Origin of the sequence: Methylomarinovum tepidoasis, assembly GCF_030294985.1 — a bacterium.
GTDB classification, from domain to species: Bacteria; Pseudomonadota; Gammaproteobacteria; order Methylococcales; family Methylothermaceae; genus Methylohalobius; species Methylohalobius tepidoasis.
In genome coordinates this window covers 81,881-101,297 of record NZ_AP024718.1, presented here as the reverse complement: position 1 = coordinate 101,297, position 19,417 = coordinate 81,881, and the positions used below count along the sequence as shown (strand labels likewise).

The window sequence follows — 19,417 nt, the reverse complement described above, 5'->3', positions numbered from 1 at the left end:
AATGAATTGATCGCCCGCATCCGGGCCCTGTCCCGCCCGCTCGAACCCCTGCCCACCGCCATCGAGGCCCGGCTGCCACGGCTGGCGCAGGTGCGGGCGGTGCTGTTCGACATCTACGGCACTCTGTTCGTTTCCGCCGCCGGGGAAATCGGCGTCGGCCTGGCGGTGGATAGCGACCAGGCCTTTGCCGAGGCCCTGGCCGCCGTGGGACTGCCGCCCCGGGGCAGTTCCGCGCTGCTCACCGCGGCGATTCAGGCCGAACACGCCCGCAAACGCGCGGCCGGGATCGATTATCCGGAAGTGGACATCATCGCCATCTGGCAGGCGGTGCTGGCGGAACTGGGGCTGCAGGCGCCGCTGGAGATGGCCCGGCGCCTGGCGCTGGAATACGAGCTGCGGGTCAATCCGGTCTGGCCCATGCCCGATCTGGCCGAAACCCTGGCCTGGCTGGCCGGACGCGGTTACCTGATGGGCATCGTCTCCAATGCCCAGTTCTTCACCCCGCTGCTGTTCCCCGCCCTGGTGGGGAAATCGTTGGAGGAACTAGGCTTTCTCCCGGAATTGTGCCTGTTTTCCTGGCGCTTGGGGGTGGCCAAGCCCTCGACCCGGCCGTTCGAGGCCGCCCTGACGGCGTTGGTGCGCCACGGGGTGGGGGCCGGCGAGGTACTCTACGTGGGAAACGACATCCGCAACGACATCCGCCCCTCCGTCCAAGTGGGGATGGCCGGTGGTCTCTATGCCGGCGACGCCCGTTCGCTGCGGCTGCGCGAGGACGATCCCGGCTGCCGGGACGTGGAGCCGACCTGTATTTTCAAAACCTTGTCCCAGATCCCTGCAGTGCTGGGCGATTCACGCTTGGGTATCGGCGGCGCCATCGGCTAAACTGATCGGCTCCCAGCCTGAAGACAGCAGACCATGCGCATCGGACCTTACGCCCTGTCCTCGCCGGTGATTCTGGCCCCCATGGCCGGGGTGACGGATCTGCCCTTCCGCCGCCTGTGTCGGCGTTACGGGGTCGGACTTGCGGTGTCGGAGATGATCTCCAGCCGACCGCAGCTGCGGCACCACCGGCGCACCCGCCAGCGGGCCGATCATCGCGGTGAGCCGGAGCCGCGGGCGGTGCAGATCCTGGGAGTCGATCCGGAGGAAATGGCGGCCTGCGCCCGCAACGCCGAGGCTCTGGGGGCGCAGATCATCGACATCAACATGGGCTGTCCGGCCAAGAAAGTCTGCCGGGTGGCCGCCGGCTCCGCGTTGTTGCGTGACGAGGGGCGGGTGGCGGCGATCCTGACGGCGGTGGTACAGGCCGTTTCGGTGCCGGTGACCCTGAAGATCCGCACCGGCTGGGACCCGGCCCATCGCAATGCGGTCACCATCGCCCGCATCGCCGAGGACGCCGGCATCCGGATGCTGACGGTGCACGGTCGTACCCGGGCCTGCGGCTTCAGCGGCGCGGCCGAATACGACACCATCGCCGCGGTCAAGCGGGCGGTGTCGATCCCGGTGGTGGCCAACGGCGACATCGACAGCCCGGAAAAGGCCCGCCGGGTGCTGGATCACTCCGGGGCCGATGTGGTGATGATCGGTCGCGCCGCCCAGGGACAGCCGTGGCTGCTGGGCCAGGTCGGTGCCTATCTGGCTTCGGGGCGGCGGTTGTCGGAGCCCGCCTGGACGGAAAAGGCGGCGGTGATACTGGAGCACGTCCAGGCGTTGCACGAGTTCTACGGTCCCCAGGCGGGGGTGCGGATCGCCCGCAAGCACATCCGCTGGTATCTGGAGCGGCTGGGATGGCCGGCGGCCTGTTGGCGGCCGCTGTTGCAGCTGGAGACGGCAGCGGCTCAGCACGATGCCCTGGCCGGTCTGCTTCAGGCCCACCGGGCCGCCTGAATCTTCCAATCGCAAGCACAGGAATGTCATGACCCAGGACAATCGACAGCTGTCGAGACAGGGAATCGTCCTCAAAGAGCAGGTGCGGATCGCGGTGGAGCGCTACTTCGCCCAGCTCGACGGGGAGACCGTGGTCGGGCTCCATGCCATGGTGATCGCCGAGGTGGAAAAGCCCTTGATCGAGGCGGTGCTGAACCACACCGGCGGCAATCAGAGCAAGGCGGCCCAGGTGCTGGGCATGAGCCGCAGCACCCTGCGTAAGAAAATTCAACAATACGAGATCGAATGACCATGCACAAAGTCAAGCGCGCGCTGGTAAGCGTATCGGACAAGACCGGGGTGGTGGAATTCTGCGAGGGATTGCAGGAGCTGGGGATCGAAATCCTTTCCACCGGCGGAACGGCCAAGTTGCTGGAGGCTAACGGCGTCCGGGTGACCGAGGTGTCCGAGTACACCGGTTTTCCGGAGATCATGGCCGGCCGGGTCAAGACCCTGCATCCCAAGGTCCACGGCGGCATTCTCGGCCGCCGTGGCATCGACGATGAAGTAATGGCCGAGCACGGCATCGAACCCATCGACCTGGTGGTCGTCAACCTCTATCCCTTCACCCAGGTGACCCGTCGTTCCGGCTGCACCTTCGAAGAGGCGGTGGAGAACATCGACATCGGCGGCCCGGCGATGATCCGGGCGGCGGCCAAGAATCACCGCGACGTCGGCGTGGTGGTGGATCCGGAGGACTACGGCCAGGTGCTCGAAGCCCTCAAGCTCAACCTCAATGCCCTGCCGGACGCTCTGCGGTTGCAGCTGGCGGTCAGGGCCTTCCAGCACACCGCCGCCTACGATGCCGCCATCGCCGCCTATCTGGCCAGGGTGGTCGATCCCGACGCCAGTCTGGCGCAGGCCTTAGAAATCAGCGCCCGCAAGGTGCGCGATCTGCGCTACGGCGAGAATCCCCACCAGCGTGCGGCCCTGTATCGGGAGCAGGAACCCCCGTCCGGCACCCTGGGACACGCCCGCCAGCTGCAGGGCAAGCCGCTTTCCTACAACAATCTGGCCGACGCCGATGCGGCCCTGGCCTGCGTCCAGTCCTTCGCCGAGCGTCCCGCCTGCGTGATCGTCAAGCACGCCAATCCCTGCGGCGTCGCCGAGGCCGACACCCTGCTGGCCGCCTACGAGCGTGCCTACGCCACCGATCCCACCTCCGCCTTCGGCGGCATCATCGCCTTCAATCAGACGCTGGATGGCGACACCGCCACCGCCATCGTCTCGCGCCAGTTCGTAGAGGTGATCCTCGCCCCGGCCGTCAGCGAAGAAGCCTTGGCGGCGCTGGCGTCCAAGCCCAACGTCCGGGTGCTCGCCTGCGGCATGTGGGAGCCGCCGGCCCCGGAACTGGAGCTGCGGCGGATTTCCGGCGGCCTGCTGGTTCAGGACAAGGACATCGCCATGGTGACCCTTGAGGATCTCAAGGCGGTCACCCGGCGCAAGCCGACAGAGGCGGAGCTGGCGGACCTGCTGTTCGCCTGGAAGGTGGTCAAGTACGTCAAGTCCAACGCCATCGTCTACGCCAGGGAGCGTCAGACGCTGGGGATCGGCGCCGGGCAGATGAGCCGGGTGTGGTCCGCCAGGATCGGCATTCTGAAGGCCGAGGAAGCGGGCTTGAGCGTTGCCGGTTCGGTGATGGCTTCCGACGCCTTCTTCCCCTTCCGCGACGGGGTCGATGCGGCTGCCGAGGCCGGGGTGACGGCGATCATCCAGCCCGGCGGTTCGATCCGAGACGAGGAGGTCATCGCTGCCGCGGACGAGGCGGGCATCGCCATGGTGTTCACCGGCATGCGCCACTTCCGCCATTGAGTGGCAGCGGGTGGGACGGGCATTTCAGGGACGCCGTCGATCCATCCCTGGAGGCTCGGACCCGGCCGTCCAGGCCGGGTACGCCCTGAAATCCCCGTTCCACCCGCTGCCTTCCAGTGGTGGGGATACTACTTACGCACCACCATCGGCCCCAGCGGCCGGCCGCCGATCAGGTGCAGGTGCAGGTGGTAGACTTCCTGGCCGCCGTGCTGGTTGCAGTTGATGATCAGGCGGTAGCCGTCCTTGGCGATGCCTTCCTTCTCGGCCAGCAGTTTGGCCACGTAGATCATGTGGCCGAGGAGGGGCTCGTCCTCGGGCTGGACGTCGTTGACCGTCGGGATCGGCTTGTTGGGCACGATGAGGATATGCGTGGGGGCGGCCGGGTGGATGTCGCGGAAAGCGGTGACCTGATCGTCCTGATAGACGATGTCCGCCGGCAGTTTCCCCTTGACGATCTTCTCGAAGATGGTTGCCATCAGCGTCTCTCCTGTTCGAACAGTTTCAGATAGTCGCCGTAACCTTCCCGTTCCAGGTTTTCCCTGGGAATGAAGCGCAGCGCTGCCGAATTGATGCAGTAGCGTAGGCCGGTCGGTGGCGGGCCGTCGGTGAACACGTGTCCCAGATGGGAATCGGCGTGACGGCTGCGGACCTCGATGCGGCGCATGCCGTGGCGGGTGTCCTCGCGCTCGACGAGGTTGTCCGGTTCCAGCGGGCGGCTGAAGCTGGGCCAGCCGCTGCCGGAATCGTATTTGTCCAGGGAGCAGAACAGCGGTTCGCCGCTGACCACGTCCACGTAGATGCCGTCGCGCTTTTCGTTCCAGTAGTCGTTCTGGAACGGCGGCTCGGTGCCGTCGTTCTGAGTGACTTCGTACTGCAGCGGCGTCAGCAGGCGGCGCAGGGTTTCCGGATCGGGTTTGCTGTAATCGCGCGTCATGGTTTCAGCCCAGTTCGCGGTGACGGGTCAGAACCGGATAGGGGGCGTCCGAGAACGCCCGTTTCAATCGTTCCACCAGATAGACCGAACGGTGCTGGCCGCCGGTGCAGCCGACGGCCACGGTCAGGTAGCTGCGGTTCTGGGCCTCGAAGCGGGGCAGCCAGTCGCGGAGGAAGGTCTCGATCTGGTCGAGGAACCGTTGTGTCTCGGGATATTTCTCCAGATAGGCGATGACGCCGTCATCCTTGCCGGTCAGGGGGCGCAGTTGCGGCTCCCAGTGGGGATTGGGCAGGCAGCGGGCGTCGAAGACGAAATCGGCGTCCAGGGGCAGGCCGTGTTTGAAGCCGAACGAGGTGAAGCACAGCGACAGACGGCGGTTGTCCAACTCTCCCAGCCGTTGGCGGATTTCCTGGCGCAGTTGGTGGATGTTGGTACGGCTGGTGTCGATGACCAGATCGGCGCGGGCGGCGATGGATTCGAGCAGGCGGCGTTCCTGCTCGATGGCGTCAGCCAGAGGCCGGTCACCGAGCGGATGGCGGCGCCGGGTTTCGCTGTAACGCTGGATCAGGGTCCGGGTGTCGGCGGTCAGGAACAGGATACGGTGTGGGATCTGAAACTGGGACAGGATTTCCAGGGTCTGGTCGAACAGGTCGTCGCCACTGCCCAGGTTGCGGCAGTCGATGCTGATGGCGGTGCGGTCGAAGGGATGGTTTTCACACAGATCCCGAGCGAACGGTTCCAGCAGCCGCACCGGCAGGTTGTCGATGCAGTAATAGCCGCAGTCCTCCAATGTGGTCAGCGCTACGCTCTTGCCAGCCCCGGACAGGCCGCTGACGATGATGACCTGGCTCATAACAGGCGTTTGCGCCGGCTGGAGGCGGGAATCCCCAGGGCCTCACGGTATTTGGCCACGGTGCGGCGGGCGACGTGGATGCCCTTTTCCTGCAGCAGCTTGGCGATCTTCAGATCGCTCAAGGGTTTGGCCGGATTCTCGTGCTGGATCAGTTCCTGGATCAGCGCCTTGATCGCGGTGGCCGAGGCCTCCCCGCCGAATTCGGTGCCCACGTGGCTGGAGAAAAAGTACTTGAATTCGTAGATGCCGCGGGGCGTATGCATGTATTTGTTGGTGGTCACCCGCGAAACCGTCGATTCGTGCAGTCCCAGTTCCTCGGCGACATCGCGCAGGATCATCGGCTTCATGGCGATCTCGCCGTGTTCGAAAAATCCCTGCTGGCGGTCGACGATGCACTGCGCCACTTTCAGCAGGGTTTCACTGCGGCTCTGCAGGCTACGCAGGAACCAGCGCGCTTCCTGCAGATGGGAGCGCATGCTGACGTTGTCCGGGCTTTTGTCGGCCCGTTTGATCATGCCGGAATAGTAGGGGTTGATGCGCAGTTTGGGGGCGGTTTCCGGATTGAGGGAAACCACCCAGCGCTCACCACGCCTGAAGACGAAGACGTCGGGAATGACGTATTCCGGTTCCCGGGTGGAGTAGACGAGGCCGGGATGGGGATTGAGGGTCCGGATCAGGGCGATGACCTCGTCCAGCTGCGTTTCATCGAGCCCCAAGGTTTTCTTGAGCGCGCCGATGTTCTGTTTCTCCAGTTCCCGCAGGTGGCGGGTGACGATGATCAAGGCTTCCTGGCGCCAGGGGGTTTCCTCCGGAAGCTGGCGCAGCTGGATCGCCAGGCATTCTCCCAGGGAGCGGGCGGCGACGCCGGGAGGATCGAACTGCTGGATACGGTGCAACACCGCTTCGACTTCGTCTACTTCCAGGGCCGGCAACTCGTTTTCCAGCGCCTGGAGGATGTCCCTCAGGGAGGCTTCGAGGTAGCCCTCTTCGTTGATGGCGTCGATGAGGGCCATGGCGATGAGCTGGTCCCGTTCGCTGAAGCGCGACAGCTCCATCTGCCATTCCAGGTGCTCGTGCAACCCTTCGGGGGCGCTGCGCTGGAGCAGGAAATCGTGGTCTGGGTCGTCTGTGCCGCTCAAGGCGGTATGAACGTTGTCGTAGACGTCCTCCCAGTGGGTGTCCAGGGGGAGTTCCTCGGGGATGTCCGGATTCGCCGCGGTCACCGAGGTTTCGGCGCTGCGGTCCTGGGGCGCCGTCTGGACCTGCGCCTGCTCCTCTTCCGCCAGCTCGAGCATGATGTTGCTCTCCAGAACTTCCTGGATCTCCTGTTTGAGCTCCACGGAGGAGAGTTGCAGCAGACGGATCGCCTGCTGCAGCTGCGGCGTCATCCTCAGCTGCAGGCCCTGGCGCAGTTGCAGGCTTTGCTTCATCGAAGTTCCAGTGCTTGTCGGTCCTGGAACTATTCTAGCTGATAACGGTGGCAGATTGCGGGCGGGAGAGGGAAAGGAGTGGGCCGTGTTGGATTCGAACCAACGACCATCGCATTAAAAGTGCGGTGCTCTACCGACTGAGCTAACGGCCCGTGGCGGGAAGACGCATATGATAGCGGCCGATCACGGAAAACGCAACCGGCCGTCGTTCAGTCCTCCACCTGCTGGATGCCGTCCAGCCGCCAGCCGGCGTTGAACTGGCGCTGGGGGCGGACGAAGTGCCAGATTTCCTCGATCCGCTCGGGGGGTTGCCGTCCTTCCCTCAGCAAGGCGGTGAACAGGACCGCGGCTTCTTCGCCGTCCTCGTCGCGGCGGTAGTCGAGTAGCTGGGCGTCCAGTTCCAGCACTTCGGTCGGCTCGCCGCTGCCTTCCTGTTGCCACTGGTCCTTGATCTCCATGAACACCTCGTCAGTGGTCAGCTCGCGGATGTCGGCCATCTCACCCCGGTTCCAGGCTTCCTGGAGCCGCAGAAACAGGGATTTGGCATCTTCCAGGAAGGCGTCCGCGTCGAAGTCGGCCGGAAGTTCCGGCGGCGGGGCCTCCACGGTGCGGGCGCCCTTGCGGCCGAACAGCAGGTCGGTGTCGAACGGCCGCCGGGGGGTCGATTCCGTGGCCCGAAAGCCGCCGGTTGGGGAGGCCTCCGGGCTGGGATCGTAACCGCTTCCGCCGTAAGGGCTTTCCGCCGCCGGCCGGGGGCGGCGCGCCAGCAGTTTGAAAGCCAGAAACGCCAGACCGCCGAGAACCAGGATGTCGGCCAGGTTGATGTGCTCGAAGGCGCCGCCGAAGAACAGCGCACCCAGCAGCCCTCCGATCAGGAACGGGGCCAGCATGCCCAGAAGGCCGCCGCGATTGCGCCAGGACTGGCGGGCGGCCTGATTGCGCTGGGCGGTCGCCTGCCGTTGTGCGGTCTGTTGGCGGTTGTACAGGGGCTTCTTGGGGATCGCCGAGCGTTTGTACGGCATGCTGTACAGCGGCCGGCCGCCGAAGGAGCGCCCGCCGCCGAAGCGCTTGGCCTCGGCGTCCTGGAACGGGGCCATGACGAAAACGACCGTCAACAGCAGGCTGAGAAGGCTCAAGGGGAGTTTTATCATGGGTGATTCCTTGTTTTTTCTACTTGGTAGAGATAGTCATTGGACCGCTAAGGAGATTCCGGGTTCGCGCATTCGCGGCGCCAATGGCCGCTGCGGCCGCCGGATTTTTCCAGCAGCCGGACGTCGGTGATCGTCATGCCGCGGTCGACCGCCTTGCACATATCGTAGATGGTGAGCAGGCCGATCTGCACCGCGGTCAGGGCTTCCATCTCCACCCCGGTGGGGGCGGTGGTTTCCACCGTCGCCTGGCAGCGGATGCGGTTCTCCGTGGCTTCGAAGGTCACTTCGGCCCGGGTGAGCGGCAACGGATGGCACAGGGGGATCAGGTCGGCGGTCTTCTTGCTCGCCATGATGGCGGCGATGCGGGCGATGCCGAGGACGTCCCCCTTTTCGTGCCCGCCGCGGCGGATCAGTTCCAGGGTGGCCGGCTGCATGGCGATTGAGCCTTCGGCCACCGCCCGGCGCTTTGTCGCCGGTTTGTCGCCTACGTCCACCATGTGGGCCCGGCCGCTGGCATCGAAGTGGGTCAGTTCTGCCATCGTCGTTCCTGTGCTTAAATAGGTGCAAAGCTTAGCGTAATTATCGGAAAAAGGGGAAGTCATGGCCATTCGGGTGCGCGTGTTCGCCAGTCTGAAGGAGCGGTTGGGCATCGAACAGACGGAAATAGCGCCGGAGGGGATCGGCTGTGTCGCCGATGTCTGGCGCCGGCTGACCGGCGACGATCTGCCTCCCGAGGTGTTGGCGGCGGTCAACATGAACCATGCCGGCCCCGATGCGCCGGTGCGCGACGGCGACGAGGTGGCCTTCTTTCCACCGGTGACGGGAGGTTGAGCCATGGCGGTGCAACTGGTCGAGGGTGAGTTCGATCCCTGGGCGCTCCTGCAGGCCGAGCAGCGGCGCCTGCCGCCCGGCAGTTTCGGGGCGACGGCCTGTTTCGTCGGCACCATGCGGGACTTCAACCAGGGGGATGAGGTCGAAGCTCTGTTTCTGGAGCATTATCCCGGCATGACGGAACGGGAGCTGGAGCGGCTGACGGCGGAAGCCCGGCAGCGCTGGCCGTTGGCGGCGGTGCTCGTGGTCCACCGGGTGGGGCACATCCGGCCGGGGGAACCCATCGTTCTGGTGGGCGTGTGGTCGGAACACCGCCGCGAGGCTTTCGAAGCCTGCCGCTGGCTGATGGAGGCGCTGAAGCAGCGGGCTCCCTTCTGGAAGAAGGAGGTGACCCCGCGCGGGGCGCGCTGGGTGGAGAAGAATACGCCGGGCTGAGGGGCCCGGCGCTGGCTTAGAAGTTGGGCTTTTCCTTGGCCTGGTTGTAGCGTTCGATGCTGGCGAGGATTTCCTGCTTGGCTTCCTCGACCCCGAGCCAGCCTTCCACCTTGACCCACTTGCCCGGCTCCAGGTCCTTGTAGTGCTCGAAGAAGTGGGCGATCTGGGCCAGTTGGGATTCGGGGATGTCGCGGAAGGAATCCACCTTGGCGTACAGCGGGGTGAGTTTGTCCACCGGCACCGCCAGCACTTTGGCGTCGACGCCGGATTCGTCCGTCATCTGCAACACCCCGATGGGACGGCAGCGCACCACCGAACCGGAGATCAGCCGCCAGGGGGAGATTACCAGCACGTCCACCGGGTCGCCGTCCTCCGAAAGGGTGTGAGGCACATAGCCGTAATTGCAGGGATACTGCATCGCCGTACCCATGAAGCGGTCCACGAACAGGGCGCCGGTTTCCTTGTCGATCTCGTACTTGACCGGGTCGCTGTAGGCTGGAATTTCGATGATGACGTTGATATCGTGGGGTACGTTGGCCCCGGAGGAGACGTTCATCAATGCCACTGGGTTCTCCTTCGCTTAAAGTCCATGAAAAATCATCCATTATGAACGAGTGCGGCGACCTGCGCAAAATGAAGACCCGCCTGCTGGAAGACGGCACGGCCGAATACCGTCTGCCTCTGGGGGAGGGGTGCGACATTCCCCTGGCGCCACTCATCGGCCGGTCTTTGAAGCTGGAATGGACCGGGGATATCCACTGTATCCACTGCGGTCGCAAGACCCGCAAAAGCTTCAACCAGGGCTATTGCTTCCCCTGCGTGCGCAAACTGGCGCGCTGCGACACCTGCATCGTCAAACCGGAGTTATGCCACTATCATCAGGGGACCTGCCGCGAGCCGGACTGGGCCAGGGACAACTGCCTGCGCCCCCATGTGGTCTATCTGGCCAATTCCTCCGGGCTGAAGGTGGGCATCACCCGCGCCGTCCAGGTTCCCACCCGCTGGATCGACCAGGGCGCGACCCAGGCGCTGCCGATCCTGCAGGTGGGCGAGCGGTTGCTGGCCGGGCGGGCGGAGGTGACGTTGAAGCGGCACGTCAGCGACCGGACCCAGTGGCAGAAGATGCTCCGGGGCGAGGCGCCGGCCATCGATCTGGCGGCCGAGCGCGACCGCCTGCTGCAACGGGTGGCCGAAGATTTGGCTGCGATCGGGGCGGGGTTGGCGCGGCTGGCGGCGGCCGAAACCCGCATCCGCTACCCGGTCCTGCGCTATCCGGACAAGGTCAGATCCTTCAACTTCGACAGGCAGGCGCAGGTCACAGGCACCCTCACCGGCATCAAGGGCCAGTATCTGATCTTCGACACCGGCGTCATCAACATCCGCAAGTTCGCCGGTTACCGGATCGCACTGGCGGCCTGAGGCAGGGGGCGGCGGTCGAGGCGGCGGTAGCCGATGGCCTCGCTCACGTGTCTGACCTGCACCGTCTCGCTGCCGTCGAGGTCGGCGATGGTGCGGGCGACCTTGAGGACACGGTGCAGGGCCCGGTGGGACAGGCCCAGGCGTTCGATGGCCTGCTGCAGCAGGGCCTGGCCCTGGGGGTCCGGGAGGCAGAAGCGTTCGATGTCCGCCACCGGCAGATGGGCGTTGAGGCAGCCGCCGCGCGCCAGGGCGGTTTCCCGCGCCCGGACCACTTCCTCGCGCAGCTCGGTGCTGCTCCGCTCTTGCCTGGTGGAGAGCAGCAGGTCGCCGGACTGGCTGTTCACTTCCAGGTGCAAGTTGATGCGGTCGAGCAACGGGCCGGAGAGGCGGTCCCGGTAACGCTGGATCTGTGCCGGGCTGCAGCGGCAGCGGTTGCCGGGATCGCCGTGAAAGCCGCAGGGGCAGGGGTTCATCGCCGCGATCAGCTGGAAGCGGGCGGGAAATTCCACCTTGCGGGCGGCACGCGAGAGGGTGATGCGCCCGCTTTCCAGCGGCTCACGCAGGGTCTCCAGCACCTTGCGGCTGAACTCCGGCAGCTCGTCCAGGAACAGGACGCCGTGATGGGCCAGGGAGATCTCCCCGGGACGCAGGGACGAACCCCCGCCGCCGCCCACCATCGCTGCCGCCGAGGCGCTGTGGTGGGGATGGCGGAACGGCGGCAGCCGCCAGCGGGCGGGATCGAAGGGCTGGCCGCTCACGGAGGCGATGGCGGCGCTCTCCAGGGCCTGCTCCTCGTCCAGCAGCGGCAGCAGCGTCGGCAGGCGCTGAGCCAGCATCGACTTGCCGGAACCGGGCGGTCCCACCATCAGCAGGTTGTGTCCCCCGGCGGCGGCCACCTGGAGCGCACGCTTGGCCTGATAGTGACCGCGGACCTCGGCCAGATCGACGGGCCAGGCCGCCGCGATTGCCGGAGGCGCTGTGGCGGGTGTCAGGGAGTCGCGTCCCTGGAGATGGGTGCAGACGCCCAGCAGATGGTCGGCGCCGAACGCGGCCAAGTCGTTCACCAGGGCGGCCTCGGCGGCATTCGGCGTTGGCAGGATCAGATCCCGGCCGGCCCCGCGGCACCGCAGCGCCGCCGACAGGGCGCCGCGGACCGGGCGCAGCTCGCCGCCGAGGGACAGTTCTCCCAGGAATTCGTAATCCGCCAGGCGGTCGCCGGGGAGCTGGCCGGAAGCGGCCAGAATTCCCAGAGCGATGGCCAGATCGAAGCGGCCGCCCTCCTTGGGCAGATCGGCCGGGGCCAGGTTGACGGTGATGCGGCGGGCGGGGAATTCGAAGCCGCAGTTGACCAGGGCGGCGCGGACCCGGTCCTTGCTTTCCTTGACCGCGGTTTCCGGCAGGCCGACCAGGGACAGCCCCGGCAGGCCGTTGGCCAGATGCACCTCGACGCACACTTCCGGGGCGTCGATGCCGCTCTGTCCCCGGCTGTAGACCCGGGCGAGGCTCATGTCATTCGTGCTGGTCCAGTTGCTGTTCCAGCTGCGCCAGCTGGCGCTCCAGGCGTTCCAGTTTTTCGCGGGTGCGTTTGAGCAGTTCGGCCTGAACCTCGAATTCCTCCCGGCTGACCAGATTCATCTGGGAAAAGGCGCTTTGCAGGATGGCGCGGAAGTTCTTCTCCATGTCCTCGCGCAGATGTTGGAGGCCGGGGGGCAGCGTCTGGCTCAGGCGCTGGGCGAGTTCGTCGAGACGTTTGGGGTCGAGCATGATCGGGATTCTCCAAAAGGGTGGATGCTTCAAGCATAGCGCAAGCCCTGTCGGCGGGCCAATTGAGTTCACCGCCCTTTTGCGGCATATTGAACCGTTTGCAACGAAAGGGGGAGTGTGTCATGAAACTCGTTACCGCAATCATCAAACCGTTCAAGCTCGACGACGTCCGCGAAGCCCTGATGGACCTGGGCATCGCCGGCATGACCGTCACCGAGGTCAAGGGTTACGGGCGCCAGAAGGGCCATACCGAACTGTACCGGGGCGCCGAGTACGTGGTGGATTTCCTGCCCAAGGTCAAACTGGAGGTGGCCGTGACCGACGACCGCACCGATGAAGTGGTGGAGGCCATCGCCAAGGCCGCCTGTACCGGCAAGATCGGGGATGGCAAGATCTTCGTTTCCCCGCTGGAGAACGTCGTCCGTATTCGCACCGGGGAATCCGGCCCGGATGCGCTTTGACGGAGGGAAGACATGGTGAAACGATTGCCTGTTTTGCTTTTGGCATTGCCGCCGGCGGCAGGGGCGGACGATTTCAGCGCTGCCGACACGGCCTGGATTCTGACCACCACGGCGCTGGTGCTGTTCATGACCCTGCCCGGGCTGGCGCTGTTCTACGGTGGCCTGGTGCGTTCCAAGAACGTGCTGTCGATTCTGGGGCAGTGCGTCGCCATCGCCGCTTTGGCGTCGGTGTTGTGGCTGATCGGCGGCTACAGCCTCGCCTTCGGGGAGGGCGGTGCGGCCAATGCGTTCATCGGTGGCCTGGACAAGGTGTTTCTGCGTCAGGTGGGGACCGACAGCCTGAGCGGCTCGCTGCCGGAAATCGTCTTCGTCGCCTTCCAGATGACTTTCGCCATCATCACGCCGGCCCTGGTGGTCGGTGGTTTCGCCGAGCGCATGCGCTTTGCGGCGGTGCTATGGTTCAGCGCCCTGTGGTTGTTGCTGGTCTATGTGCCGGTGTGCCATTGGGTCTGGGGGGGCGGCTGGCTGGCGGATCTGGGGGTGATGGATTTCGCCGGCGGGATCGTGGTGCATCTGACCTGCGGGGTGGCGGCCATCGTGTCGGCTTTGGTGCTGGGGCCGCGTCGCGGTTTCCCCCAGACGCCGATGCCGCCACACAATATGACTTTGACCGTCACGGGCGCGGGCATGTTGTGGGTCGGCTGGTACGGCTTCAACGGCGGTAGCGCCCTGGCCGCAAGCGGAGCGGCGGGCATGGCCCTGTTCGTCACCCACATCGCCGCCGCCGCCGGGGTGCTTTCCTGGATGTTCATCGAATGGTGGCGCTTCGGCAAACCCAGCGTGCTGGGAATGGTCACCGGCATGGTGGCCGGGCTCGGCACCATCACGCCCGCCTCCGGCTTCGTCGGACCGGCGGGCGCCCTGGTGCTGGGTATCCTCGCCGGGGGCGTCTGCTTCACCGCCACCCAGTGGATCAAGCGGGTGTTGCACATCGACGATTCCCTCGATGTCTTCCCGGTTCACGGCGTCGGTGGCATTTTCGGCTCGCTGGCGACCGGCGTGCTGGCGGCGGAAAGCTTGGGTGGCTTCGGTTTGGCCGAAGATCATACGATCGGTCAGCAGCTGGGGGTGCAGGTGCTGGCGCTGGTCAGCGTCGGGGCCTGGTGCGGGTTGTGGACCTTCGCCCTGCTGAAGCTGCTCGACGGGCTTTTGGGTTTGCGGGTGACGCCGGAGGCGGAAACCGAGGGGCTCGACATCACCGAACACGAGGAGACTGCCTATCACCTTTGAGGGATGCGAAAAGGCCGGCGACAAGCCGGCCTTTTCCGGCACCGGCGGCCGGGCGCGTCAGGCCGCCTGTTCGCCCTCGCCTGCGGCGGGCTGGAATTCGCGGCAGATCTGCCGCAGCTGTTCAGTTTCCAACGGCAGGCCGGTGAGATCGCAGCAGTGGCCGGTTTCGGTTTCACGCAGATACGCACAGGCGCCACAGACGCCGAACGCTTTGTATTGGCGGGCGGCCTGCATCCCCTCCAGCAAAGCGGCCAGCCCCCGGGCCAGCTGTTCGCGTGCCTCCGGCGCCATGAAGCCCAGCCCTTGTTTCAGGGTTGTCGGCGGCAGGGAAGTGGCAACCACGGCCTTGCCCTGTTCGGTCAGGAACAGGTGGACGACACGGCGGTCCCGGGTGTCCGGAACTTTCTCGATCAGTCCCTTGGATTCCAGGACCGTCAGGGTCTGGGAGACCGTCCCCTTGGTCAGCCCCAGGTATTCGGTGACGGCCGCCGGGATGTTGCTGTGACGGTTGCAGATGCTGAGATAGTGGAGAATTTCCAGCTGTACCGGCTGGAGTTTGGTATCGCCCTGGCGGACCTCGGCGCGAAGCAGATTGTCGATGCGCTCCAGATATTTGTAAACTTCAGCAGTCTTCATATGCAGGGTGTCCATTGAGGAGGAACGATGAGAAAAGCCTTTTCCATTGTAGCATTGATGGTCGGCAGCCTGTGGGGAAATGCTGTCCTTTGCGCCGATGCGGACGCGGGGCGGAAGATTTCCCAGAGCAAAGGTTGCATCGGCTGTCATGGCGTCAATGGGATCAGTGCGCCGGGCACTTCCTATCCGAACCTTGCCGGCCAGAAGGCCCCCTATCTGGAGAAGGCCCTGAAGGCTTACCGCGACAAGACCCGCCAGGCCCCGCTGATGAACGGCATGGCCGCCGGCCTGAGCGAGGGGGACATCGCCGATCTGGCGGCCTTTTACAGCAGTCTGAAACCCTGTCCCTGAAACCCGACTGAACGGGCGGCGCAGGCCGCCCGTTTTTCTCAGTTTTCTTCCCTTGCCACCGCTTCCAGAAAGCAGTTGGGCGCGGCGAAGGCGGCGCGGTGAATGTCCAGATTGTAATAGCGGGTGGGGAAGGGCTTATCCAGGATGTCCGCCTCCCGTGGCTGGCCGATGGCCGTCTTGGCGGCCACCGTCCCGCTCCACCAGCCCGACGGGTATACCGGTTGAGGGAAGAACAGGGTCTTCACCTCCCGGAAACCGGCCGCCTTCATCGCCTTGCGCATGGGATGGAGGATGTGGGGATGGAACAGGGGCGATTCGCTTTGCTGGATCAACAGACCGTCGTCGCCCAGGCACCTGAGGCAGTCGCGGTAGAAGCCTTCCGTGAACAGCCCTTCGCCCGGTCCCAGCGGGTCGGTGCTGTCGACGATGATGACATCGACGCTGCCTGCCGGCGCCTCCCTGACCCATTGGATGCCGTCCTCGAATTTCAACTGAGCGCGGGGGTCGTCGTTGGCCTGGCACAGCTCCGGAAAGTACCGCTCGGAAAGGCGGGTGACGCGCTCGTCGATCTCGATCTGGATGGCGTTTTCCACCTCCGGGTGTTTGAGGACTTCCTGCAGACTGCCGCAGTCGCCGCCGCCGATGATCCACACCCGTTTGGGGTCGGGATGGCTGTAGAGCACCGGGTGGGTCATCATCTCGTGATAGAGAAAGTTGTCGCGGCTCGACAGCATGACGAAGCCGTCGATCACCATCAGGTTGCCGAAGCCGACGGTTTCGTAGATCTCGATCTTTTGGAACGGGGTCTGCTCCTCGTGCAGTTTGCGTTTGATCTGGAGGGAAAAAGCGCTGTGGTTGTCCTCGTCGATCTCGGTGAACCAGCGGTTGGGGTCGAGCATGGTATCTCCTTGCGGAAAATGGAAATCGGCAAAGTTTGCTACATCGTGGAGAGGACTGCAAACGCCGTTGACGCCGTGTGGCCGTGGCGGTTTAATGACGGCAAAAACCGAGGAGGAGCGCGCCTATGAAACGTCGCCGCTTTCTACAGAGCCTGCTCGGGGCTGGAGGGGTTGCCGTCACCACCGCGGCTTTGGGAAGGCGCCGGGAGGAAATCCCCGGCGGACCGGGCGTGGAGAAGCCGTCCGGCTACCGCGAGACCGACCACATCCGCCGTTACTATCGGACCGCGAGGGGATGATGACGCTGAAACGCCGCACCCCCGGACGCATCGACCGCCGCACCTTCCTACAGCGCACTTCCGTGACCGTCGGCGGCGCATCCCTGGCCGCCGCCCTGCCGTTCAAGCTCATGCGCAAGGCCGGGGCCGAAGAGTCGGTCGCATCCCAGCCCGAAGTCAAACAGGTGCGCAGCGTCTGCACCCATTGCTCGGTGGGCTGTGGGGTGATCGCCGAGGTCCAAAATGGCGTCTGGGTGGGGCAGGAGCCGGCCTTCGACCATCCCTTCAACCTCGGCGCCCATTGCGCCAAGGGGGCCTCGGTGCGCGATCATGGCCGGGGGGACAAGCGCCTCAAGTATCCGCTGAAGAAGGTGAACGGTCAGTGGCGGAGAATCACCTGGGCGCAGGCCATCGACGAGATCGGCGACAGGCTCTTGCATATCCGCGAGGAATCCGGGCCCGATTCGGTCTACTGGCTCGGCTCCTCCAAGCACAACAACGAGCAGGCCTATCTGCTGCGCAAGTTCGTCGCCCTGTGGGGCACCAACAACGTCGACCATCAGGCCCGCATCTGCCATTCCACCACCGTCGCCGGCGTGGCCAACACCTGGGGCTACGGGGCGATGACCAATTCCTACAACGACATCCACAACAGCCGCGCCATCCTCGTCATCGGCGGCAACCCGGCCGAGGCCCATCCGGTGTCGATGCAGCACGTGTTCCGCGCCAGGGAAAAAGGCGCCCGTCTGATCGTGGTCGATCCCCGCTTCACCCGTACCGCCGCCCATGCCGACCAGTACGTGCGCATCCGCCCCGGCGGCGATGTTGCCTTCGTCTACGGTCTGTTGTGGCACATCTTCGAGAACGGCTGGGAGGATACCGATTTCATCCGCCGCCGGGTCTATGGCATGGAGGCGATCCGTAAGGAGGCGAAAAAGTGGTCGCCCAAGGAGGTGGAGCGGGTCTGCGGGGTACCGGAGGCGCAGGTGCGTCAGGTGGCCAAGACGCTGGCCGAAAACCGCCCCGGCACCGTGGTCTGGTGCATGGGCATCACCCAGCACCACCACGGCACCAACCAGACCCGCCTCCTGTGCATCCTTCAGCTGGCCCTGGGCAACATGGGGGTGGCCGGCGGCGGCACCAACATCTTCCGCGGCCACGACAACGTCCAGGGAGCCACCGACGTGGGGCCCAACGCCCACACCCTGCCCGGTTACTACGGCCTGTCGGAAGGGGCCTGGCGCCACTGGGCGCGGGTGTGGAACGTGGACTACGATTGGCTTTCGTCCCGCTTCGACCCGGCCGAATACCCGGACGGCAAGGGCGGCAGGAGCCGGACGATGTTCATGCCCGGCATCCCGGTGTCGCGCTGGATCGACGGGGTGCTGGAGGACAAGGCCAACCTGTCCCAGCGGGACAACCTCCGCGCCATGATCTTCTGGGGCCACGCCCCCAACAGCCAGACCCGTGGGCCGGAGATGAAGCGGGCCTTCGAGAAGCTGGACCTTTTGGTGGTCATCGACCCCTATCCCACGGTGTCGGCGGTGATGCACGCGCGCCAGAACGACACCTATCTGCTGCCGGCCTGCACCCAATTCGAAACCCGCGGCTCGGTGACCGCCTCCAACCGCTCGGTGCAGTGGCGCGATCGGGTGATCGAGCCGTTGTTCGAGTCCCAGCCCGATCACGTGACGATGTACCGGCTGGCGAAAAAGCTGGGTTTCGCCGCCGAGCTGACCAGGAACATCCGCGTCGAGGGTGACGAACCGGTGATCGAGGACGTCCTGCGGGAGATCAACCGCGGCGCCTGGAGCATCGGTTACACCGGCATCAGCCCTGAGCGCCTGAAAAACCAGCAGCAGCACTGGCACACCTTCGACACCACCACCCTGAAGGCCGAGGGCGGCCCCTGCGACGGCGAATACTACGGCCTGCCCTGGCCCTGCTGGGGCAAAGCGGAACTCAAGCATCCGGGCACGCCGATTCTCTACGACCTGAGCAAGCCGGTGGCCGAAGGCGGGCTGCCGTTCCGGGCCCGGTTCGGGGTGGAGCGCAACGGCGTCAGCCTGCTGGCCGAGGACAGTTACACCAAAGGTTCGGAGATCCGGGACGGCTATCCCGAATTCTCCGACAAATTGTTGAAGAAACTGGGCTGGTGGGACGACCTGACGCCGGAGGAAAAGCGGGAGGCGGAAGGGCGGAACTGGAAGACCGATCTTTCCGGCGGCATCCAGCGGGTGGCGATCGCCCACGGCTGCGCCCCTTACGGCAACGCCAAGGCCCGCTGCATCGTCTGGACCTTCCCCGATCCCGTCCCGGTTCACCGCGAGCCGATCTACACCCGCCGCCGCGATCTGGTCCGGGACTATCCCACCTATCCTGACCGCAAGCGTTTCTACCGCCTGCCGACCCGGTACCGCTCGATCCAGGAGATCGATTTTTCCCGCGAGTTTCCGCTGGTGATGACCTCCGGGCGGCTGGTGGAATACGAGGGCGGGGGCGAGGAGACCCGCTCCAATCCCTGGCTGGCGGAGCTCCAGCCCGAGATGTTCGTGGAGGTGCATCCGGCCGACGCCAACGATGCCGGCCTGCGCCACGGGGGCAAGGTGTGGGTCGAGGGGCCGGAGGGGGGGCGCATCCTGGTGACGGCTTTCGTCACCCGCCGGGTGCCGCGGGGGACGGTGTTCATGCCATTCCACTTCGGCGGCTGGTGGGAGGGGATGGACCTCAAGCCCCGCTATCCCGAGGGCACTGCCCCTTATGTGCGCGGGGAGGCCTGTAACACGGTGTTCACCTATGGCTACGATGCGGTCACCATGATGCAGGAGACCAAGGTGTCCCTGTGCCGGCTCAAGCGGGGAGGTTGATGCCCATGGGCCAGCAGTTTCTGACAAGGTGGGGAAGGGGACCCGTTTTTCGGGGACGCCGTGAATCCTTACCTGGAGGC

The 19,417-nt window shown here is 65.3% G+C and carries 23 protein-coding genes and 1 tRNA gene; 12 read left to right on the top strand and 12 right to left on the bottom strand.

Features of this window, described 5'->3' with window-relative positions; translation table 11 throughout:
- Nucleotides 1-6: 6 nt before the first annotated feature.
- The 4 genes from MIN45_RS00530 to purH are packed head-to-tail and all read left to right on the top strand — an operon-like array spanning nt 7 to nt 3,738.
- The gene (locus MIN45_RS00530) at nt 7-882 is read left to right on the top strand and encodes an HAD family hydrolase (RefSeq protein WP_286292674.1); all 876 of its coding nucleotides are present in this window, start codon (nt 7-9) and stop codon (nt 880-882) included.
- Nucleotides 883-915: 33 nt separating this feature from the next.
- Nucleotides 916-1,887 carry a tRNA dihydrouridine synthase DusB gene (dusB, locus tag MIN45_RS00525; RefSeq protein ID WP_286292672.1) on the top strand — a complete coding sequence of 324 codons (972 nt, stop codon included), beginning with the start codon at nt 916-918 and terminating at the stop codon, nt 1,885-1,887.
- 28 nt (nt 1,888-1,915) lie between these two features.
- Nucleotides 1,916-2,176 carry a helix-turn-helix domain-containing protein gene (locus MIN45_RS00520; protein WP_286292670.1) on the top strand — a complete coding sequence of 87 codons (261 nt, stop codon included), beginning with the start codon at nt 1,916-1,918 and terminating at the stop codon, nt 2,174-2,176.
- Nucleotides 2,173-3,738: a bifunctional phosphoribosylaminoimidazolecarboxamide formyltransferase/IMP cyclohydrolase gene (gene purH, locus MIN45_RS00515; protein ID WP_422732666.1), complete on the top strand. Its 1,566-nt coding sequence runs from the start codon at nt 2,173-2,175 to the stop codon at nt 3,736-3,738. Before MIN45_RS00520 ends, purH begins: the two co-directional genes overlap by 4 nt.
- Before the next feature lie 128 nt (nt 3,739-3,866).
- Here purH and MIN45_RS00510 read toward each other — a convergent pair whose 3' ends face one another.
- From MIN45_RS00510 to moaC, 7 genes are all read right to left on the bottom strand, one after another.
- Nucleotides 3,867-4,214, bottom strand: a complete 348-nt coding sequence (locus MIN45_RS00510) for an HIT domain-containing protein (RefSeq protein ID WP_286292668.1) — start codon at nt 4,212-4,214, stop codon at nt 3,867-3,869.
- Complete coding sequence (gene msrB, locus MIN45_RS00505) at nt 4,214-4,672, bottom strand: peptide-methionine (R)-S-oxide reductase MsrB (protein WP_286292667.1); 459 nt, start codon at nt 4,670-4,672, stop codon at nt 4,214-4,216. The genes MIN45_RS00510 and msrB overlap by 1 nt, the downstream gene beginning before the upstream one ends.
- A 4-nt stretch (nt 4,673-4,676) precedes the next feature.
- Nucleotides 4,677-5,525: an RNase adapter RapZ gene (gene rapZ / locus MIN45_RS00500; protein ID WP_286292666.1), complete on the bottom strand. Its 849-nt coding sequence runs from the start codon at nt 5,523-5,525 to the stop codon at nt 4,677-4,679.
- On the bottom strand, nt 5,522-6,955 hold the full coding sequence (locus tag MIN45_RS00495; RefSeq protein WP_286292665.1) for an RNA polymerase factor sigma-54: 1,434 nt from the start codon (nt 6,953-6,955) through the stop codon (nt 5,522-5,524). The genes rapZ and MIN45_RS00495 overlap by 4 nt, the downstream gene beginning before the upstream one ends.
- Nucleotides 6,956-7,034: 79 nt before the next feature.
- A tRNA-Lys gene (locus tag MIN45_RS00490) sits at nt 7,035-7,107 on the bottom strand.
- Between the two features lie 57 nt (nt 7,108-7,164).
- Nucleotides 7,165-8,106 carry a Tim44 domain-containing protein gene (locus tag MIN45_RS00485; RefSeq protein WP_286292664.1) on the bottom strand — a complete coding sequence of 314 codons (942 nt, stop codon included), beginning with the start codon at nt 8,104-8,106 and terminating at the stop codon, nt 7,165-7,167.
- A 47-nt stretch (nt 8,107-8,153) separates the two neighbouring features.
- A complete protein-coding gene (gene moaC / locus MIN45_RS00480) occupies nt 8,154-8,645 on the bottom strand; it encodes a cyclic pyranopterin monophosphate synthase MoaC (protein WP_286292663.1) in 492 nt (163 codons plus the stop codon).
- 61 nt (nt 8,646-8,706) lie between these two features.
- On the opposite strand from moaC, the gene MIN45_RS00475 reads away from it, so the two are divergent.
- Both MIN45_RS00475 and MIN45_RS00470 read left to right on the top strand, forming a co-directional pair.
- Nucleotides 8,707-8,937 carry a MoaD/ThiS family protein gene (locus tag MIN45_RS00475; protein WP_286292662.1) on the top strand — a complete coding sequence of 77 codons (231 nt, stop codon included), beginning with the start codon at nt 8,707-8,709 and terminating at the stop codon, nt 8,935-8,937.
- A gap of 3 nt (nt 8,938-8,940) precedes the next feature.
- Entirely contained in the window at nt 8,941-9,372 is a 432-nt protein-coding gene (locus MIN45_RS00470) for a molybdenum cofactor biosynthesis protein MoaE (RefSeq protein ID WP_286292661.1), read from the top strand.
- Between the two features lie 16 nt (nt 9,373-9,388).
- Here the strand turns inward: MIN45_RS00470 and ppa are convergent, their stop codons facing one another.
- The gene (gene ppa / locus MIN45_RS00465; protein ID WP_479691245.1) at nt 9,389-9,928 is read right to left on the bottom strand and encodes an inorganic diphosphatase; all 540 of its coding nucleotides are present in this window, start codon (nt 9,926-9,928) and stop codon (nt 9,389-9,391) included.
- 50 nt (nt 9,929-9,978) lie between these two features.
- Here ppa and MIN45_RS00460 point away from each other — a divergent pair, with 50 nt between their 5' ends.
- Nucleotides 9,979-10,791 (top strand): DUF2797 domain-containing protein, encoded by an 813-nt coding sequence (locus MIN45_RS00460; protein ID WP_286292659.1) that lies wholly within the window; start codon nt 9,979-9,981, stop codon nt 10,789-10,791.
- Here the strand turns inward: MIN45_RS00460 and MIN45_RS00455 are convergent.
- Both MIN45_RS00455 and ubiK read right to left on the bottom strand, forming a co-directional pair.
- The gene (locus tag MIN45_RS00455) at nt 10,767-12,299 is read right to left on the bottom strand and encodes a YifB family Mg chelatase-like AAA ATPase (protein WP_286292658.1); all 1,533 of its coding nucleotides are present in this window, start codon (nt 12,297-12,299) and stop codon (nt 10,767-10,769) included. The genes MIN45_RS00460 and MIN45_RS00455 overlap by 25 nt on opposite strands.
- Before the next feature lies 1 nt (nt 12,300).
- Entirely contained in the window at nt 12,301-12,555 is a 255-nt protein-coding gene (ubiK, locus tag MIN45_RS00450) for a ubiquinone biosynthesis accessory factor UbiK (protein ID WP_286292657.1), read from the bottom strand.
- A gap of 122 nt (nt 12,556-12,677) precedes the next feature.
- On the opposite strand from ubiK, the gene glnK reads away from it, so the two are divergent.
- Together glnK and MIN45_RS00440 are read left to right on the top strand one after the other, a co-directional pair.
- Nucleotides 12,678-13,016 carry a P-II family nitrogen regulator gene (gene glnK / locus MIN45_RS00445; RefSeq protein WP_286292656.1) on the top strand — a complete coding sequence of 113 codons (339 nt, stop codon included), beginning with the start codon at nt 12,678-12,680 and terminating at the stop codon, nt 13,014-13,016.
- A gap of 12 nt (nt 13,017-13,028) precedes the next feature.
- Nucleotides 13,029-14,306 carry an ammonium transporter gene (locus MIN45_RS00440; protein WP_286292655.1) on the top strand — a complete coding sequence of 426 codons (1,278 nt, stop codon included), beginning with the start codon at nt 13,029-13,031 and terminating at the stop codon, nt 14,304-14,306.
- A gap of 57 nt (nt 14,307-14,363) precedes the next feature.
- Here MIN45_RS00440 and MIN45_RS00435 read toward each other — a convergent pair whose 3' ends face one another.
- Nucleotides 14,364-14,942: a MarR family winged helix-turn-helix transcriptional regulator gene (locus MIN45_RS00435; protein WP_286292654.1), complete on the bottom strand. Its 579-nt coding sequence runs from the start codon at nt 14,940-14,942 to the stop codon at nt 14,364-14,366.
- A gap of 27 nt (nt 14,943-14,969) precedes the next feature.
- Here MIN45_RS00435 and MIN45_RS00430 point away from each other — a divergent pair, with 27 nt between their 5' ends.
- Nucleotides 14,970-15,293: a c-type cytochrome gene (locus MIN45_RS00430; RefSeq protein WP_286292653.1), complete on the top strand. Its 324-nt coding sequence runs from the start codon at nt 14,970-14,972 to the stop codon at nt 15,291-15,293.
- 38 nt (nt 15,294-15,331) lie between these two features.
- Here MIN45_RS00430 and speE read toward each other — a convergent pair whose 3' ends face one another.
- Complete coding sequence (gene speE / locus MIN45_RS00425) at nt 15,332-16,192, bottom strand: polyamine aminopropyltransferase (protein WP_286292652.1); 861 nt, start codon at nt 16,190-16,192, stop codon at nt 15,332-15,334.
- 125 nt (nt 16,193-16,317) lie between these two features.
- Between speE and MIN45_RS00420 the strand changes: the two genes are divergently transcribed.
- Together MIN45_RS00420 and MIN45_RS00415 are read left to right on the top strand one after the other, a co-directional pair.
- Entirely contained in the window at nt 16,318-16,491 is a 174-nt protein-coding gene (locus MIN45_RS00420) for a hypothetical protein (RefSeq protein WP_286292651.1), read from the top strand.
- On the top strand, nt 16,488-19,337 hold the full coding sequence (locus MIN45_RS00415) for a formate dehydrogenase subunit alpha (protein WP_286292650.1): 2,850 nt from the start codon (nt 16,488-16,490) through the stop codon (nt 19,335-19,337). The genes MIN45_RS00420 and MIN45_RS00415 overlap by 4 nt, the downstream gene beginning before the upstream one ends.
- Nucleotides 19,338-19,417: the final 80 nt, after the last annotated feature.

Coding starts and splice junctions, on each gene's coding strand:
- dusB (WP_286292672.1), top strand. CDS start 916: ATGCGCATCGGACCTTACGCCCTGTCCTCGCCGGTGATTCTGGCCCCC.
- MIN45_RS00520 (WP_286292670.1), top strand. CDS start 1,916: ATGACCCAGGACAATCGACAGCTGTCGAGACAGGGAATCGTCCTCAAA.
- purH (WP_422732666.1), top strand. CDS start 2,173: ATGACCATGCACAAAGTCAAGCGCGCGCTGGTAAGCGTATCGGACAAG.
- MIN45_RS00510 (WP_286292668.1), bottom strand. CDS start 4,214: ATGGCAACCATCTTCGAGAAGATCGTCAAGGGGAAACTGCCGGCGGAC.
- msrB (WP_286292667.1), bottom strand. CDS start 4,672: ATGACGCGCGATTACAGCAAACCCGATCCGGAAACCCTGCGCCGCCTG.
- rapZ (WP_286292666.1), bottom strand. CDS start 5,525: ATGAGCCAGGTCATCATCGTCAGCGGCCTGTCCGGGGCTGGCAAGAGC.
- MIN45_RS00495 (WP_286292665.1), bottom strand. CDS start 6,955: ATGAAGCAAAGCCTGCAACTGCGCCAGGGCCTGCAGCTGAGGATGACG.
- MIN45_RS00485 (WP_286292664.1), bottom strand. CDS start 8,106: ATGATAAAACTCCCCTTGAGCCTTCTCAGCCTGCTGTTGACGGTCGTT.
- moaC (WP_286292663.1), bottom strand. CDS start 8,645: ATGGCAGAACTGACCCACTTCGATGCCAGCGGCCGGGCCCACATGGTG.
- MIN45_RS00475 (WP_286292662.1), top strand. CDS start 8,707: ATGGCCATTCGGGTGCGCGTGTTCGCCAGTCTGAAGGAGCGGTTGGGC.
- MIN45_RS00470 (WP_286292661.1), top strand. CDS start 8,941: ATGGCGGTGCAACTGGTCGAGGGTGAGTTCGATCCCTGGGCGCTCCTG.
- ppa (WP_479691245.1), bottom strand. CDS start 9,928: ATGAACGTCTCCTCCGGGGCCAACGTACCCCACGATATCAACGTCATC.
- MIN45_RS00460 (WP_286292659.1), top strand. CDS start 9,979: ATGAACGAGTGCGGCGACCTGCGCAAAATGAAGACCCGCCTGCTGGAA.
- MIN45_RS00455 (WP_286292658.1), bottom strand. CDS start 12,299: ATGAGCCTCGCCCGGGTCTACAGCCGGGGACAGAGCGGCATCGACGCC.
- ubiK (WP_286292657.1), bottom strand. CDS start 12,555: ATGCTCGACCCCAAACGTCTCGACGAACTCGCCCAGCGCCTGAGCCAG.
- glnK (WP_286292656.1), top strand. CDS start 12,678: ATGAAACTCGTTACCGCAATCATCAAACCGTTCAAGCTCGACGACGTC.
- MIN45_RS00440 (WP_286292655.1), top strand. CDS start 13,029: ATGGTGAAACGATTGCCTGTTTTGCTTTTGGCATTGCCGCCGGCGGCA.
- MIN45_RS00435 (WP_286292654.1), bottom strand. CDS start 14,942: ATGAAGACTGCTGAAGTTTACAAATATCTGGAGCGCATCGACAATCTG.
- MIN45_RS00430 (WP_286292653.1), top strand. CDS start 14,970: ATGAGAAAAGCCTTTTCCATTGTAGCATTGATGGTCGGCAGCCTGTGG.
- speE (WP_286292652.1), bottom strand. CDS start 16,192: ATGCTCGACCCCAACCGCTGGTTCACCGAGATCGACGAGGACAACCAC.
- MIN45_RS00420 (WP_286292651.1), top strand. CDS start 16,318: ATGAAACGTCGCCGCTTTCTACAGAGCCTGCTCGGGGCTGGAGGGGTT.
- MIN45_RS00415 (WP_286292650.1), top strand. CDS start 16,488: ATGATGACGCTGAAACGCCGCACCCCCGGACGCATCGACCGCCGCACC.